Consider the following 15379-nt stretch of genomic DNA (forward strand, 5'->3'; position numbering starts at 1 on the left):
CGGCCGGTCAGGACGGACGGTCGTCAAGACGGCCGGTCGCCCACCGACGCAGGTGTCTCCGCCGGTGGCGAGGGCTCCGTGCGGGCCGTTCGGCGTCCGGTCAGGCGGCGGGCCAAGGGTTCGGTGTAGCGGGCGGTGAGAGGGCCGACGACGACCAGGATCAGGACGTAGGCCGTGGCGAGGGGGCCGAGCGAGGGTTCGATGCCCGCGCTCACCGCGAGCCCGGCGATGACGATCGAGAACTCGCCCCGGGCCACCAGGGCGCCGCCTGCGCGCCAGCGGCCCTTGACGGAGATGCCGACCCGCCGCGCCGCCCAGTACCCGGTGGCGATCTTCGTCGCCGCGGTGAGCAGGGCGAGTGCCAGGGCGGGCAGCAGGACGGGCGGGATGCTCGCCGGATCGGTGTGCAGCCCGAAGAAGACGAAGAAGACCGCGGCGAACAGGTCGCGCAACGGGCTCAGCAGGGTGTGCGCGCCCTCCGCGACCTCACCGGACAGCGCGATGCCGACCAGGAAGGCGCCCACGGCCGCCGACACCTGGAGCTGCTGCGCGACCCCCGCGACCAGGATCGTCAGACCCAGCACGACGAGCAGCAGCTTCTCCGGATCGTCGCTGGAGACGAACCGCGAGATGACGCGCCCGTAGCGCACGGCCACGAACAGGACCAGCCCCGCCGCCCCCAGCGCGACCGCCAGTGTCACGCTCCCGGCCAGCAGCCCGGCCCCGGCCACCAGCGCGGTCACGATGGGCAGGTACACCGCCATCGCCAGGTCCTCCAGCACGAGGACGCTGAGGATCACCGGGGTCTCCCGGTTGCCGACCCGCCCCAGATCGCCGAGCACCTTCGCGATGACCCCGGACGACGAGATCCAGGTGACGCCGGCCAGCACGACCGCGGCCACCGGCCCCCAGCCGAGCAGCAGCGCCGCCACCGCGCCCGGCACCGCGTTGAGCGCGCAGTCGACCAGGCCCGAGGGGTAGTGCGCCTTGAGGTTGGTGACCAGATCGCCGGCCGTGTACTCGAGGCCCAGCATCAGCAGCAGCAGAATGACGCCGATCTCGGCGCCGATGGCGACGAACTCCTCGCTCGCCCCGAGCGGCAGCAGACCGCCCTCGCCGAAGGCCAGTCCGGCCAGCAGGTACAGCGGAATGGGGGAGAGCCGGAAGCGGCCGGCGGCCCGGCCGAGCAGACCGAGGCCGAGGAGGATGGAACCGAACTCGATCAACAACACCGCGGAGTGCACCCGTTCACTCCCGCCCGAGTATCGCCGCGGCGGCGTCGACGCCCTCGCGCGTGCCGACGACGATCACGATGTCACCGCCCGCCAGCCTGAAGTCCGGCGTGGGCGACGGGATCGCCTCGGCCCGGCGCAGCACCGCCACCACGGACGCCCCCGTCTCGGTCCGCATCCGGGTGTCGCCCAGCACCCGCCCGTTCCAGCGGGACGCCGCGGCCACCTCGATCCGCTCGGCGACCAGGCCCAGGTCGGAGGTGTACAGCAGGCTCGCGCTGTGGTGGGTCGGCTTCAGCGCGTCGATCAACGCGCCCGCCTCGGAGCCGGTCAGCCGCAGCGAGTGGGCGCAGGAGTCGGGATCGTCGGTCCGGTAGACGTTCACCGTGCGGGCACCGTCGCGGTGCGCCACCACCGACAGATGGCGTTGGTCACGGGTCACCAGGTCGTACTGGACCCCGATACCCGGCAGCGGCGTCGCCCTCAGTCGTGGCGCAGGCACGTTTCTCCCCTTGTTCCGGCGGCATGGTCATGAGCTGCCGGTGATCACCGGGCCCGTTCGCATGCTGTCATTCGGCCGTACGGTGGCGACATGGGTGACGTGACGGATATACGCGGCCGGGGACGGACGGCGAGGCTGACCGGAGCCGTGCCGCAGGCGCCGGTGACGAGCACGCCGGAAGCGTCCGCGAAGAGAGCGAGAGGGAAGACCGTGTCGCTGTTCTGGCGGATCTTCTCCCTCAACGCCGCGGGCCTGACCGTGGCCGCCGCCCTGCTCCTGGGCCCGGTCACCGTCTCGACGCCCGTCCTGCCGGCCGAGGCACTGGTCGTCGTCGCGGGCCTGGCCTTCCTGCTGGTCTGCAACGCGGTCGTGCTGCGCCTCGGGCTCACTCCGCTACGACGGCTCGGCCGGGCCATGGCCACGGCGGACCTGCTGCGTCCCGGTGCCCGGGCGGTCGTCGGCGGTCCGGCGGAGGCGGCCGAGCTGATCACGACGTACAACACCATGCTCGACCGGCTGGAGAGCGAGCGCGCCGCCGGTGCGGCCCGTGCCCTGTCGGCACAGGAGCGCGAACGGCAGCGCATCGCCCGCGAGTTGCACGACGAGGTCGGCCAGACCCTTACCGCGGTGCTCCTCCAGCTCAAGCGCGTCGCCGACCGGGTCCCCGAGGAACTGCGCGCGGAGGTGGGGCAGGCGCAGGAGGCCACCCGCGCGGGCCTGGACGAGATCCGCCGCATCGCCCGCCGGCTGCGCCCCGGCGTTCTGGAGGAGCTCGGCCTGGTCAGCGCCCTGCGCTCGCTCGCCGCCGAGTTCACCACGCACGGTCTGACGGTGCGCCACAGCGTCCCCGGCGATCTGCCCCCACTGACCGAGGAGTCCGAACTGGTCGTCTACCGCGTGGCCCAGGAGGGCCTCACCAACACCGCCCGGCACGCGCGTGCCGACCGCGCCGAGGTCCGGCTCCGGCCGTTCGGCGACGGCGTCGAACTCCTCGTCCGCGACAACGGCAAGGGCCTCGGCAGGGCCCCGGAGGGCGCAGGAATCCGCGGCATGCGCGAACGCGCGCTGCTCATCGGCGCAGACCTCTCGCTCGAACCCGGCCCCGAGGAGGGCACCGACGTGCGCCTGCGCGTACCCGTCGCCGAAGGAGACCGACGATGACCGCCCCCGCGCGCGTGCTGCTCGCCGACGACCACGCCCTCGTACGCCAGGGAGTGCGCCTCATCCTGGACGGCGAACCGGACCTGACGGTCGTCGCCGAGGCCGGGGACGGAGCCGAGGCGGTCGAGCTGGCACGCACGCGTGAGGTCGATCTGGCCGTCCTGGACATCGCCATGCCCCGGATGACCGGCCTCCAGGCGGCCCGCGAACTCTCCCGCCGCCTGCCCGGCCTGCGCATCCTCATCCTGACGATGTACGACAACGAGCAGTACTTCTTCGAGGCGCTCAAGGCCGGAGCCAGCGGCTACGTCCTCAAGTCCGCCGCCGACCGCGACCTGGTCGGGGCGTGCCGTGCGGCCGTCCGCGACGAGCCGTTCGTGTACCCGGGAGCGGAGCGCGCCCTCGTCCGCTCCTACCTTGAGCGCCTGCACCGAGGCGACGACCTGCCCGCGCGCGCGGTCACCGAGCGCGAGGAGGAGATCCTCAAGCTGGTCGCCGAGGGGCACACCTCGAAGGAGATCGGCGAGCTGCTCTTCATCAGCGCCAAGACGGTCGAGCGCCACCGCGCGAACCTGCTCCACAAGCTGGGCATGCGCGACCGCCTGGAACTGACCCGGTACGCGATCCGCGCCGGCCTGATCGAACCCTGAGCCCCCGGTTGTCCACAGGGCTGCGGGAGGCACTTCCGGCACCGCCTACCCTTGTCACATGAGCAGCATCGACCGGAGCCCGGCCGTGGGCGTGAAGACCTACGAAGTGCGCACCTACGGGTGCCAGATGAACGTCCACGATTCCGAGCGATTGTCAGGCCTGCTCGAAGACGCCGGTTACGTGCGCGCGCCGGAGGGTTCGGACGGTGACGCGGACGTCGTCGTCTTCAACACCTGCGCGGTCCGTGAGAACGCCGACAACAGGCTGTACGGCAACCTCGGCCACCTCGCCCCGAAGAAGGCCTCGCGCCCCGGCATGCAGATCGCGGTCGGCGGCTGCCTGGCGCAGAAGGACCGGGACACCATCGTGAAGAGGGCGCCCTGGGTGGACGTCGTCTTCGGCACGCACAACATCGGCAAGCTCCCGGTCCTGCTGGAACGCGCGCGCGTGCAGGAGGAGGCGCAGGTCGAGATCGCCGAGTCCCTCGAGGCGTTCCCCTCCACCCTGCCGACCCGGCGCGAGAGCGCGTACGCGGCGTGGGTGTCGATCTCCGTCGGCTGCAACAACACCTGCACCTTCTGCATCGTCCCGGCCCTGCGCGGCAAGGAGAAGGACCGCCGGCCCGGCGACATCCTCGCCGAGGTGGAGGCCCTGGTCGCCGAGGGCGTCTCCGAGATCACACTGCTCGGCCAGAACGTCAACGCGTACGGCTCCGACATCGGCGACCGCGAAGCCTTCAGCAAGCTGCTGCGCGCCTGCGGGCAGATCGACGGCCTGGAGCGCGTCCGCTTCACCTCCCCGCACCCCCGCGACTTCACGGACGACGTGATCGCGGCCATGGCCGAGACCCCGAACGTGATGCCGCAGCTGCACATGCCGCTGCAGTCCGGCTCGGACACGGTCCTGAAGGCGATGCGCCGCTCCTACCGGCAGGAGCGCTACCTCGGGATCATCGAGAAGGTGCGGGCCGCCATCCCGCACGCGGCGATCACGACGGACATCATCGTGGGCTTCCCGGGCGAGACCGAGGAGGACTTCGAGCAGACGATGCACGTCGTCCGCGAGGCCCGCTTCGCCCAGGCCTTCACCTTCCAGTACTCCAAGCGCCCCGGAACCCCGGCCGCGACCATGGAGGACCAGATCCCCAAGCAGGTCGTCCAGGCGCGGTACGAGCGTCTCGTCGCCCTCCAGGAGGAGATCTCCTGGGAGGAGAACAAGAAGCAGATCGGCCGCACCCTGGAGCTGATGGTCGCCGAGGGCGAGGGCCGCAAGGACGGCGCCACCCACCGTCTCTCCGGCCGGGCCCCCGACAACCGTCTGGTCCACTTCACCAAGCCGGAACAGGAGGTGCGCCCCGGCGACGTGGTCACGGTCGAGATCACCTACGCCGCCCCGCACCACCTCCTCGCCGAGGGCGCCGTCCTCGACGTGCGCCGCACGCGCGCGGGCGACGCCTGGGAGAAGCGCAACGCGGCCGAGGCGGCCAAGCCCGCGGGCGTGATGCTGGGCCTGCCGAGGATCGGGGCGCCGGAGCCGCTGCCGGTGGTGACCGGAAGCGGCTGCGGCTGCGACTGACCGGCCCGGCCGGACGACCGACGACGATGTGAACACGGGGGAGAACACCTGATGGCGCGATGGGCGCTGCTGCTGGACAAGCCGCCGGGCGAGGGACCGTACCGCAGGCAGTACGAGCTGATGGCGACGATCGACGGCTCGCGCGAGGAGGCGGAGACGCGGTTCGGGGAGCTCGTCCGGCTGTACCAGCCCAAGCATCCGCGGTATCCCCTGCGGATGCGGCGCTTCCGTACGGCCGAGGGCTGGATGCTGGTCGGGGACGGCTCGTCCGGCGGCGTGTTCACGTACCAGTTCCTCTTCACCGAGCTGGAGTGGGACTCGGGCCCCATCACGTACTGACGGCGTACGCTGCCGATCATGCTTGTCGCCGCCGCAGTCTGCCCGTGCCCGCCCCTGCTCGTGCCCGAGGTCGCCGCGGGCGCCGCTCCCGAACTGGACGGCGCCAGGACGGCTTGCTCCGACGCGCTCGGGGTGCTCGCCGCGTCCCGGCCCGGCCTGCTCGTGGTCCTCGGGCCTGCCGAACAGAGCGGGCGCGGCACGCACCCGGAGGGCACGCGAGGCTCTTTCAGCGGCTTCGGCGTGGACGTGGACGTACGGCTGGGCGCACGGCAGGGCGCCGAGCCGGAGCGTGTTCTGCCGCCCTCCCTCGCCGTCGCCGCGTGGCTGCTGGAGCGGACCTGGTGGTCGGACGCCCCGATCGAGGGACTCGGTGTGGGGGAACCTCTCGCGCCCGAGCGGTGTATCCAAGTCGGAAGGGACATCGCAGCCCGGGCCGAGCGGGTGGCGCTGCTGGTGATGGGCGACGCCAGCGCCTGCCGCACGCTCAAGGCCCCCGGTTACCTCGACGAGCGGGCGGCCCCCTTCGACGCGGAGGTCGCGCGTGCGCTGGGCGCGGCGGACGTGGCGGCGCTCAAGGAGCTGGACCCCGAGCTGGCGTACGAACTGAAGGCGTCGGGCCGGGCCCCCTGGCAGGTGCTCGCGGGCGCGGCCGAGGGCGCGGGCCTGAGCGGCGCCCTGCTGTACGAGGACGCGCCGTACGGCGTGGGGTACATGGTCGCGACCTGGTCCTAGCGCACCGGTCGCGACATGGTCGCAGCGCACCTGCCGCGACGGGCGAGGGAAGCGGAAGCGGCGGACGGCCGGGAGCCCTGGGCCCCGCGGCCGTCCGTCGATGTGCCGTGCTGCCGCTCAGGATGCGGGCGGTGGTGAGTCGGTCGGCGCGGTCGTGCCGCCGCCCGTCCCCGGGGCGTTCTTGTGCGCGAGCTTGTCCATGGCGTCCTTGGCCTTGCCCGTCCCCGTGTGGATCCGGTCGCTGTACTTGCCCTTGGTCTTCTCGTCGACGACCTTCGCGGCCTTGTCGAGTCCCTGCGTGATCCTGCCCCCGTGCTGATGAGCGAGCCCGGAGACCTTGTCCTTGGCCGGGGAGAGCCTGGCCTTGAAATTGTCCAGAAGACCCATCGTCCACCTTCCGTCGTTCCCGGGCTGGTTCGCCGCGGGGACTACCGCCGCGCCGCCGTCGGCCCACTCGCGCACGGAACGATCACGTACGGGCGTCCTCGCCGGCCTCGCTGTCGGCCGCCTGCTCGCCGGACTGCTGCTTGGGGATCTCGACGCCCTCGGCGGAGGCGTCGTCCGCGCCGGAGGCGCCATCCTCGCCTGAGGCGTCCTCCGCGGTCTCCGGCTTCGCCGGCTCGCCCTCGGGCCGGTCCTCGGCCCGGACCGGCCCCTTCGCCTCTGCCGCCTCCGTCGCAGCTTCGGCCGCCTCGGGCTCGGCCGTCGGTGTGCCCGCCTGTGCCCCGGCGGTTGACGCCTCCTCCGTGGTCTTCGACCTCCGGATAAGTCGTGCGAAAACTCCCATATCCACTCCATACGTTACTTGTGCGGGCGAAATCCCGCGTCGTCCGGTGCGCCTGTTTGCGCCGCCCGGGTCGCCGCCTCCCGAAACCGGCGGCGAGAACCTCGCAACGGGCAACGACCCCACCTCCGCCCCGTCACGTAACTCGTTCGAGGAGCGCCCTCGGCGTTTGCGAGACTGGTGCGGTGAGCAGCGCACCCCCCACCCCCCGAGTCATCGCCGTCGTCGGACCCACGGCGGCCGGAAAGTCCGATCTGGGCGTCTTTCTCGCCCAGCGCCTGGGCGGGGAGGTCGTCAACGCCGACTCCATGCAGCTCTACCGGGGGATGGACATCGGGACGGCCAAGCTGACGCCCGAGGAGCGCGGCGGCATTCCGCACCACCTCCTGGACATCTGGGACGTGACGGTCACGGCGTCCGTCGCCGAGTACCAGAAGCTGGCCCGCGACAAGATCGACGCCCTGCTCGCCGAGGGCCGCTGGCCGATCCTGGTCGGCGGCTCCGGTCTGTACGTCCGCGGGGCCGTCGACAACCTGGAGTTCCCCGGCACCGACCCCGTGGTCAGGGCGCGTCTCGAGGAGGAGCTCACGCTGCGTGGCTCGGGCGCGCTGCACGCCCGGCTGGCCGCCGCCGACCCCGAGGCGGCGCAGGCGATCCTGCCGAGCAACGGCCGCCGTATCGTCCGGGCCCTCGAGGTGATCGAGATCACCGGTCAGCCCTTCACGGCCAACCTCCCGGGACACGACTCGGTCTACGACACCGTGCAGATCGGTGTCGACGTGGCCCGTCCCGAACTCGACGAGCGCATCGCCCGCCGGGTCGACCGGATGTGGGACGCGGGGCTCGTGGAGGAGGTGCGCGCGCTGGAGGCGCAGGGACTGCGGGAGGGGCGCACGGCCGCCCGCGCGCTCGGCTACCAGCAGGTGCTCGCGGCGCTCGCGGGGGAGTGCACCCTCGAGCAGGCTCGGGCCGAGACGGTACGCGCCACCAAGCGCTTCGCCCGCCGTCAGGATTCCTGGTTCAGGCGCGACCCGCGGGTGCATTGGCTCAGTGGGGCTGCGGCGGATGTCACAGAACTTCCGGAGCTCGCACTGGCGTTGGTCGAACGACCGGTTACAGCCTGATCACGTGATGGCATCGGGACGCTCCGGCCGCCATCCGGGCCTCCGGGGCCGTGCCATCATCGAGCTTCGATCGACCAAGTGGAGTCCTAGTTGGGAGGGCGCGTGGCGATGGAGGCCGGCCCTCGCGACACCGCACACGGCACCGAGCCCCTCACCGTCGACAGCGGTGAACTGGAGCAGGACGAGGACCGTCTGAGCTCCGACGGGCCCGATGACACACAGGGCGGAGTGACCGCGGACGGCCCCGAGCCCGACGAGATGTTCGCCGGCGGCCCGGAGGTCGAGGTCGAGCTGCGTCCGCAGCGCCGGCTGCGCATCTGGCAGCTCGCCCCGATCGTCGCCCTGGCCGCGGTCGGCTCCCTGATGTTCGCCTTCCCGCTCGCCTTCGACTTCGGCGACAGCGGTGCCGTGATCGCCATGCTGGGGCTGCTGATCTGCTCCTGCGCGGCCGGCTGGGGCATGATGGCCGCCCGCCGCGTGGGTTACACGTGGCCCGGGCTCCCGCAGCGCGGCTCCGGACGCAGACCGGACTGGCGGGTCGTGCTCGCGTACGTCGTGCTCGTCGCGGCGGTCGTGGTGCTCGCCGTGTGGCGTGTGGCCCGGCTGCGCTGACGATCACGCGCGCGTGGGGTTGTCCTACCCACCCCGTACGATCGAGGCATGAGCACGCGCACGCGGATCGTCTTCCTCAAGGGCCACGGCACGGAGAACGACTTCGTGATCGTCCCGGACCCCGAGAACGCCGTCGACCTGCCGCCGTCCGCCGTCGCCGCCCTGTGCGACCGCCGCGCGGGCATCGGCGGTGACGGTCTGCTGCACGTGGTGCGGTCCGCCGCCCACCCCGAGGCGCAGGACATGGCGGCCGAGGCGGAGTGGTTCATGGACTACCGCAACGGCGACGGCTCGATCGCGGAGATGTGCGGCAACGGCGTGCGCGTGTTCGCGCGCTACCTCCAGCGCGCCGGGCACGCCGGAGAGGGTGACCTCTCGGTCGCCACGCGCGCGGGCGTGAAGAGCGTGCACATCGCCAAGGACGGTGACGTCACCGTCGGCATGGGCAGGGCGCGGCTGCCCGAGGGGGACGTCACGGTGAGCGTCGGCGAGCGCAGCTGGCCCGCGCGGAACGTGAACATGGGCAATCCGCACGCCGTCGCGTTCGTCGAGGACCTCGCGCACGCCGGGAATCTCTACGCCCCGCCGCCGTTCAGCCCGGCCGCTGCCTACCCGGACGGGGTGAACGTGGAGTTCGTGGTCGACCGCGGCCCCCGGCACGTCGCCCTGCGCGTGCACGAGCGCGGCTCCGGCGAGACCCGCTCGTGCGGCACGGGCGCGTGCGCGGTCGCCGTGGCCACCGCCCGCCGGGACGGCGCCGACCCGGCCGTCACCGGGAGCCCGGCGACGTACACCGTCGATGTGCCCGGCGGAACCCTGGTCATCACCGAGCGGCCCGACGGCGAGATCGAGATGACCGGCCCCGCGGTGATCGTCGCCGAAGGCGAGATCGACGCCGAGTGGCTGGAATCGCTCGTCCGCTGACGGGCGGGTGGCTTGGGATCGCAGGCGCGTGTGCCGGGTGGTGCATGTGTCAACTACCGTTGCGGCGACCGGGCGTTCGAAAGCACGGTGGGTCACTTGTCACATGGCGCAAAATCGTAAACCTCGATCCCTTCGCTCGAATGGGTGATCCGTTTCACGCTCGGCGAGAGGCGGTCGGTCGCACGTGATGGGCTCGGTAGCATCAAGCACCGGCCCGGGCGGGGGACCGTTGCATCCCCTGAGCCGTGTCCGTCCAGGGGCACCCCCGTCCGCCGGTCCATGCAGCCGGAGGTGCCCATGAGTGCGGAGGCGACGAACCCCGCGACCCCAGGTCCGGTAGCGGGCTCCGCGGCGCGCTGGCGGGCGCGCATCGACCTGCGCCGCCTCGGCCGTGCCGCCCTGCTCGGCCCCACCGCACGTGACCGGCTGCCCAGCGCCATCAGCCATGTCGTCGACGCCCATCGCGCCCACTATCCGGGCGCCGATCTCGAACCCCTGCGCCGCGCCTATGTGCTGGCCGAGTCCTCGCACCGCGGCCAGATGCGCAAGAGCGGTGAGCCGTACATCACGCATCCCCTCGCGGTGACCCTGATCCTCGCCGAACTCGGCGCCGAGACGACCACTTTGACGGCCTCTTTGCTCCACGACACCGTCGAGGACACGGACGTGACCCTCGATCAGGTGGGCGAGCAGTTCGGCGCGGACGTCCGCTATCTGGTCGACGGCGTCACGAAGTTGGAGAAGGTCGACTACGGCGCCGCCGCCGAGCCCGAGACCTTCCGCAAGATGCTGGTCGCCACCGGCAACGACGTCCGCGTGATGTCGATCAAACTCGCCGACCGGCTGCACAACATGCGCACCCTCGGCGTCATGCGCCCCGAGAAACAGGCGCGCATCGCCAAGGTCACCCGAGACGTCCTCATCCCGCTCGCCGAACGACTCGGCGTCCAGGCGCTCAAGACCGAACTGGAAGACCTCGTCTTCGCGATCCTGCACCCCGAGGAGTACGAGCACACGCGGGAGTTGATCGTCGACAACGCCTCCCGCGCGGACGACCCGCTCGCCGAGATCGCCGACGAGGTGCGCGGCCACCTGCGCGAGGCCGACATCGCGGCCGAAGTCCTCATCCGGCCCCGGCACTTCGTCTCCGTCCACCGCGTCGCCCGCAAGCGCGGCCAGCTGCGCGGCGCCGACTTCGGCCGTCTGCTGGTGCTGGTGAACGAGGACGCGGACTGCTACGGCGTCCTGGGCGAACTGCACACCTGTATGACGCCCGTGGTCTCGGAGTTCAAGGACTTCATCGCCGTCCCCAAGTTCAACCTGTACCAGTCGCTGCACACGGCGGTCGCCCACTCCGACGGCCAGGTCGCCGAAGTCCTCATCCGCACCCACCAGATGCACAAGGTCGCGGAGGCCGGCGTCATCGCGCTCGGCAACCCGTACGCGCCCGCGCCCGACGACCCGGCCGACGGCGAGCGCATCGACCCCACACGCCCCGGCTGGCTCTCCCGCCTCCTCGACTGGCAGGAGGGCGCGCCCGACCCCGACACGTTCTGGTCCACCCTGCGCGAGGACCTCGCCCAGGACCGCGAGATCACCGTCTTCCGGCCCGACGGCGGCACGCTCGGCCTGCCCGAGGGTGCCAGTTGCGTCGACGCCGCGTACGCCCAGTACGGCGAGGACGCGCACGCGTGCATCGGCGCCCGGGTCAACGGCCGCCTGGCGACGCTGAGTACGGTCCTGCGTGACGGCGACACGGTCCAGCTCCTCATGGGCCAGGACCCGGCCTCCGAGCCCTCCAGGGAGTGGCTGGAGCACGCGCACACGCCCGCCGCCCGCATCGCCATCCAGCGCTGGCTCGCGGCTCACCCGGCCGCGGACGACGCCCCGGGGCAGCAGGACCACGCCCGGGAGCAGCAGGAGGAGCCGCCCGCGGCCACGCTCAGGCCCACCACCGAAGGCTCGGTCCTCCGCTCCACCACGGCCGACATCATCGTCGAGCAGCCCGGCGCGACCGTACGCCTGGCCGGCTGCTGTACACCCGTGCCGCCCGACGAGGCGACCGGGTTCGCCGTACGCGGAGGTGTGGTCACCGTCCACCGGGTGGAGTGCGCCGCAGTGGAGCGCATGAAGAGCGCCGGGCGCGCGGAGGTCGGTGTGCGCTGGGGAGACACCACCGAGTGCCGGGTCACGCTGCTCGCCGAATCGTTCGTCCGCCCCCATCTGCTGGCGGATCTGACCGAGGCCATGGCCCTCGAAGGCGCCGAGATCGTGTCCGCGACGGTCGAGCCCCCGACCCAGCAGCGCGTTCGGCACACCTACACCCTCCAGCTCCCGGACGCGGCGCACCTGCCCGCGCTGATGCGGGCGATGCGGAACGTGGCGGGCGTGTACGACGTGAGCCGGGCGCACACGCCGGGAGCGTGAGCGTGAGCCGGAGCGTCGCGAGAGCCGCACGCCGTCACCGATCTACCCGTTCGGGTGGGCCGGACGCGCGTCGCCGCCGTCCGGGGCGTACGCGCTGATAGCGGTGATCCATGCTGCTCACCCCCCGCTCCCAGACCCGGACGACCCCCTCCAGCGGCCCCCGGCCCGGCGTCCCCTCCCGCCTCCGCCTTCAGCTCCGCGGCCGTCGCCGTCTGCGGGCGACCGCGCTGCTCGCCTCCGCCGTCTCCGTCTGCCTCCTCGCCGCCGGCACGCCCGCCACCCCCGTGGGCGTCGGCGACCGTCTCTTCCCGTACCTCGGCAACCCCGGATACGACGTCCAGTCGTACGATCTCGCGTTCACCTATCCCGGCAGCAACAGCAAGCCGCTGCAGGCGGTCACCACGATCAACGCCAGGACGACCGCGGCGCTGGACCACTTCAACCTCGACTTCGCCCACGGCAAGGTCGAGTCGGTCCGGGTCGACGGCGAGCCGGCCACCTTCACCAGTGCGGGCGAGGACCTCGTCGTCACGCCGGACAAGGTGCTGCCCGCGGGCAGCTGGACGCGGATCACCGTGCGGCACACCAGCGACCCGGTGCCCGCGAAGGGCCAGGACGGCGGCTGGGTGCAGACCTCGGACGGGCTCGCGATGGCCAACCAGGCGGACGCCGCGCACCTGGTGTTCCCGTGCAACGACCACCCGTCCGACAAGGCGCTGTTCACCTTCCGGATCACCGCCCCCGACGGCTACACGGCCGTCGCCAACGGTCTGCCGGCCGACCGGGAGAAGATCGGCAAGGCGACCACCTGGACGTATCGCACACGGCACCCCATGGCCACCGAGCTCGCCCAGGTGTCCATCGGCCGCTCCAGCGTGCTGCACCGCACCGGACCGCACGGCCTGCCCGTACGCGACGTCGTGCGCACCGAGGACCGCAAGGAACTCGAACCCTGGCTCGCCAAGACCCCCGGCCAGATCGCCTGGATGGAGAGCAAGGTCGGCCGCTACCCCTTCGAGACGTACGGCATCCTCATGGCGGACGCCTCCACCGGCTTCGAACTCGAGACGCAGACGCTCTCCCTCTTCGAGAAGGAGCTCTTCGCCGGGAACACCTATCCTGCCTGGTACGTCGAGTCGATCATGGTGCACGAGCTGTCCCACCAGTGGTTCGGCGACAGCGTCAGCCCGCGCACCTGGTCCGACCTGTGGCTCAACGAAGGGCACGCCACGTGGTACGAGGCCCTGTACGCCGAGGAGAAGGCCGGCAAGCCCATGGAGAAGCGCATGAAGGCCGCCTACGCCGCTTCCGACGGCTGGCGCGCGGCCGGGGGCCCGCCCGCCGCCCCCGACGGTCCTGAGCCGGGTCAGAAGATCAGCATCTTCCGGCCGAACGTCTACGACGGCGCCGCGCTCGCCCTCTACGCCCTGCGCCAGGAGATCGGCCGCCCCGCCTTCGAGCAGCTGGAACGGAGCTGGGTGAGCCTCCACCGCGACGGTACGGCCGACACCGCCGACTACGAGCGCCTCGCCTCCCAGATCTCCGGACGCGACCTGAGCGGCTTCTTCAAGGCGTGGCTCTACGGCGACAAGACCCCGCCGATGCCCGGCCACCCCGACTGGAAGTCGGACGCGCCCGACGCCAAGGGCGGCAAGGGGCGGTCCGGCAAGGCCGCGCAATAAGGCGATGACGAGACGGGCCGTACCGTGCGACCATCTTCAGGTCCACGACGCGGGGTCGCGGGAATCTCCCGGGGTACTCCTACGTTGTGATTACTGACGCAATCCCCATCGACGTAAGGATCCAATGACCTCCTCTTCATCCCCTTCCCAGGACTCTGAGCGCTTCGCGCACGACTACGCCGAAGGTCTTCGGGCCGATGCCCTGATGGAAGAGGACGTCGCCTGGAGCCAGGAGATCGACGGAGACCGGGACGGCGATCAGTTCGACCGCTCCGAGCGCGCGGCCCTGCGCCGCGTGGTGGGCCTCTCCACCGAACTCGAGGACGTCACCGAGGTCGAGTACCGACAGCTCCGCCTGGAGCGCGTCGTGCTCGTCGGTGTGTGGACCTCGGGGACCGTGCAGGACGCGGAGAACTCCCTCGCGGAGCTCGCCGCCCTCGCGGAGACCGCGGGCGCGCTCGTGCTCGACGGCGTGATCCAGCGCCGTGACAAGCCGGACGCCGCCACGTACATCGGCTCCGGCAAGGCCGGTGAGCTGCGGGACGTCGTCCTCGAATCGGGCGCGGACACCGTCATCTGCGACGGTGAACTCAGCCCTGGCCAGCTCATCCACCTCGAGGACGTCGTCAAGGTCAAGGTCATCGACCGTACGGCCCTGATCCTCGACATCTTCGCCCAGCACGCCAAGTCCCGGGAGGGCAAGGCGCAGGTCGCGCTCGCGCAGATGCAGTACATGCTGCCGAGGCTGCGAGGCTGGGGTCAGTCGCTGTCCCGTCAGATGGGCGGCGGCAAGGGCGGCGGCCTCGCCACCCGTGGTCCCGGTGAGACCAAGATCGAGACGGACCGGCGGCGGATCCGCGAGAAGATGGCGAAGATGCGCCGGGAGATCGCGGACATGAAGACCGGCCGCGAGATCAAGCGCCAGGAACGCAAGCGCCACAGGGTGCCGTCGGTCGCCATCGCGGGCTACACCAACGCAGGCAAGTCCTCGCTGCTCAACCGCCTCACAGGCGCCGGCGTCCTGGTCGAGAACGCGCTGTTCGCGACCCTGGACCCGACCGTCCGCCGCGCGGAGACGCCCAGCGGCCGCCTGTACACGCTGACGGACACGGTCGGCTTCGTCCGGCACCTGCCGCACCACCTGGTCGAGGCGTTCCGCTCCACCATGGAGGAGGTCGGCCAGGCCGACCTGATCCTGCACGTGGTGGACGGCTCGCACCCGGACCCGGAGGAGCAGCTGGCCGCCGTGCGCGAGGTGGTCAGGGACGTCGGCGCCACCGACGTGCCCGAGATCGTCGTGATCAACAAGGCGGACGCGGCCGACCCGCTGACCCTTCAGCGGCTCCTGCGGATCGAGAAGCGGTCCATCGCCGTCTCGGCCCGCACCGGCCGGGGCATCGCCGAACTGCTCGCGCTGATCGACAACGAACTGCCCAGGCCGTCCGTCGAGATCGAGGCACTGGTGCCGTACACCCACGGCAAGCTGGTGGCACGCGCCCATGACGAGGGCGAGGTGATCTCCGAGGAGCACACCCCGGAGGGCACCCTGCTCAAGGCGCGGGTGCACGAGGAACTGGCCGCGGAGCTCCAGCCGTACGTGCCCGTTCCGGCCGTCTGATCCACAGCACGAAGGC

Annotated in this window: 15 protein-coding genes; 11 read left to right on the top strand and 4 right to left on the bottom strand. The window is 71.7% G+C overall.

The annotated features are described in order from the left end of the window. Window positions 1–23: 23 nt before the first annotated feature. The gene (locus ACIBN2_RS05825) at window positions 24–1244 is read right to left on the bottom strand and encodes a cation:proton antiporter (RefSeq protein ID WP_399132933.1); all 1221 of its coding nucleotides are present in this window, start codon (window positions 1242–1244) and stop codon (window positions 24–26) included. 4 nt (window positions 1245–1248) lie between these two features. Beyond that, window positions 1249–1734: a cation:proton antiporter regulatory subunit gene (locus tag ACIBN2_RS05830; RefSeq protein ID WP_399132934.1), complete on the bottom strand. Its 486-nt coding sequence runs from the start codon at window positions 1732–1734 to the stop codon at window positions 1249–1251. A 210-nt stretch (window positions 1735–1944) separates the two neighbouring features. Here ACIBN2_RS05830 and ACIBN2_RS05835 point away from each other — a divergent pair, with 210 nt between their 5' ends. From ACIBN2_RS05835 to ACIBN2_RS05855, 5 genes are read left to right on the top strand one after another with little or no spacing between them, the layout of a single operon-like run. Then, a complete protein-coding gene (locus tag ACIBN2_RS05835; protein WP_399132935.1) occupies window positions 1945–2895 on the top strand; it encodes a sensor histidine kinase in 951 nt (316 codons plus the stop codon). Next, on the top strand, window positions 2892–3545 hold the full coding sequence (locus ACIBN2_RS05840) for a response regulator (protein WP_399132936.1): 654 nt from the start codon (window positions 2892–2894) through the stop codon (window positions 3543–3545). Before ACIBN2_RS05835 ends, ACIBN2_RS05840 begins: the two co-directional genes overlap by 4 nt. Before the next feature lie 58 nt (window positions 3546–3603). Then, the gene (gene miaB, locus ACIBN2_RS05845) at window positions 3604–5121 is read left to right on the top strand and encodes a tRNA (N6-isopentenyl adenosine(37)-C2)-methylthiotransferase MiaB (RefSeq protein WP_399132937.1); all 1518 of its coding nucleotides are present in this window, start codon (window positions 3604–3606) and stop codon (window positions 5119–5121) included. A 51-nt stretch (window positions 5122–5172) separates the two neighbouring features. Continuing rightward, entirely contained in the window at window positions 5173–5460 is a 288-nt protein-coding gene (locus ACIBN2_RS05850) for a hypothetical protein (protein WP_399132938.1), read from the top strand. Between the two features lie 18 nt (window positions 5461–5478). Beyond that, window positions 5479–6192: a class III extradiol dioxygenase subunit B-like domain-containing protein gene (locus tag ACIBN2_RS05855; protein ID WP_399132939.1), complete on the top strand. Its 714-nt coding sequence runs from the start codon at window positions 5479–5481 to the stop codon at window positions 6190–6192. Between the two features lie 117 nt (window positions 6193–6309). Here the strand turns inward: ACIBN2_RS05855 and ACIBN2_RS05860 are convergent, their stop codons facing one another. Then, the gene (locus ACIBN2_RS05860; protein ID WP_399132940.1) at window positions 6310–6579 is read right to left on the bottom strand and encodes an antitoxin; all 270 of its coding nucleotides are present in this window, start codon (window positions 6577–6579) and stop codon (window positions 6310–6312) included. 82 nt (window positions 6580–6661) lie between these two features. Further along, window positions 6662–6979: a hypothetical protein gene (locus ACIBN2_RS05865; protein WP_399132941.1), complete on the bottom strand. Its 318-nt coding sequence runs from the start codon at window positions 6977–6979 to the stop codon at window positions 6662–6664. A 182-nt stretch (window positions 6980–7161) separates the two neighbouring features. On the opposite strand from ACIBN2_RS05865, the gene miaA reads away from it, so the two are divergent. From miaA to hflX, 6 genes are all read left to right on the top strand, one after another. Beyond that, window positions 7162–8100, top strand: coding sequence for a tRNA (adenosine(37)-N6)-dimethylallyltransferase MiaA (gene miaA, locus ACIBN2_RS05870; RefSeq protein WP_399132942.1), 939 nt, complete (start codon window positions 7162–7164; stop codon window positions 8098–8100). A 108-nt stretch (window positions 8101–8208) separates the two neighbouring features. Further along, window positions 8209–8712 carry a hypothetical protein gene (locus ACIBN2_RS05875; RefSeq protein ID WP_399133944.1) on the top strand — a complete coding sequence of 168 codons (504 nt, stop codon included), beginning with the start codon at window positions 8209–8211 and terminating at the stop codon, window positions 8710–8712. 48 nt (window positions 8713–8760) lie between these two features. Continuing rightward, window positions 8761–9636 (top strand): diaminopimelate epimerase, encoded by an 876-nt coding sequence (dapF, locus tag ACIBN2_RS05880; RefSeq protein WP_399132943.1) that lies wholly within the window; start codon window positions 8761–8763, stop codon window positions 9634–9636. 297 nt (window positions 9637–9933) lie between these two features. Beyond that, a complete protein-coding gene (locus ACIBN2_RS05885) occupies window positions 9934–12063 on the top strand; it encodes a RelA/SpoT family protein (protein ID WP_399132944.1) in 2130 nt (709 codons plus the stop codon). 110 nt (window positions 12064–12173) lie between these two features. Continuing rightward, window positions 12174–13745, top strand: a complete 1572-nt coding sequence (locus tag ACIBN2_RS05890; RefSeq protein WP_399132945.1) for a M1 family metallopeptidase — start codon at window positions 12174–12176, stop codon at window positions 13743–13745. 124 nt (window positions 13746–13869) lie between these two features. Beyond that, window positions 13870–15363, top strand: coding sequence for a GTPase HflX (hflX, locus tag ACIBN2_RS05895; RefSeq protein ID WP_399132946.1), 1494 nt, complete (start codon window positions 13870–13872; stop codon window positions 15361–15363). Window positions 15364–15379: the final 16 nt, after the last annotated feature.

The sequence above is a fragment of the Streptomyces sp. NPDC050534 genome (genome assembly GCF_044457745.1).
Lineage (GTDB): Bacteria > Actinomycetota > Actinomycetes > Streptomycetales > Streptomycetaceae > Streptomyces.

Bases quoted from the DNA above. Each gene is read 5' to 3' on its own strand.
- hflX (WP_399132946.1), top strand. From the start codon at position 13,870: ATGACCTCCTCTTCATCCCCTTCCCAGGACTCTGAGCGCTTCGCGCAC.
- miaB (WP_399132937.1), top strand. From the start codon at position 3,604: ATGAGCAGCATCGACCGGAGCCCGGCCGTGGGCGTGAAGACCTACGAA.
- ACIBN2_RS05855 (WP_399132939.1), top strand. From the start codon at position 5,479: ATGCTTGTCGCCGCCGCAGTCTGCCCGTGCCCGCCCCTGCTCGTGCCC.
- ACIBN2_RS05890 (WP_399132945.1), top strand. From the start codon at position 12,174: ATGCTGCTCACCCCCCGCTCCCAGACCCGGACGACCCCCTCCAGCGGC.
- ACIBN2_RS05860 (WP_399132940.1), bottom strand. From the start codon at position 6,579: ATGGGTCTTCTGGACAATTTCAAGGCCAGGCTCTCCCCGGCCAAGGAC.
- ACIBN2_RS05850 (WP_399132938.1), top strand. From the start codon at position 5,173: ATGGCGCGATGGGCGCTGCTGCTGGACAAGCCGCCGGGCGAGGGACCG.
- ACIBN2_RS05840 (WP_399132936.1), top strand. From the start codon at position 2,892: ATGACCGCCCCCGCGCGCGTGCTGCTCGCCGACGACCACGCCCTCGTA.
- ACIBN2_RS05875 (WP_399133944.1), top strand. From the start codon at position 8,209: ATGGAGGCCGGCCCTCGCGACACCGCACACGGCACCGAGCCCCTCACC.
- dapF (WP_399132943.1), top strand. From the start codon at position 8,761: ATGAGCACGCGCACGCGGATCGTCTTCCTCAAGGGCCACGGCACGGAG.
- ACIBN2_RS05885 (WP_399132944.1), top strand. From the start codon at position 9,934: ATGAGTGCGGAGGCGACGAACCCCGCGACCCCAGGTCCGGTAGCGGGC.
- ACIBN2_RS05865 (WP_399132941.1), bottom strand. From the start codon at position 6,979: ATGGGAGTTTTCGCACGACTTATCCGGAGGTCGAAGACCACGGAGGAG.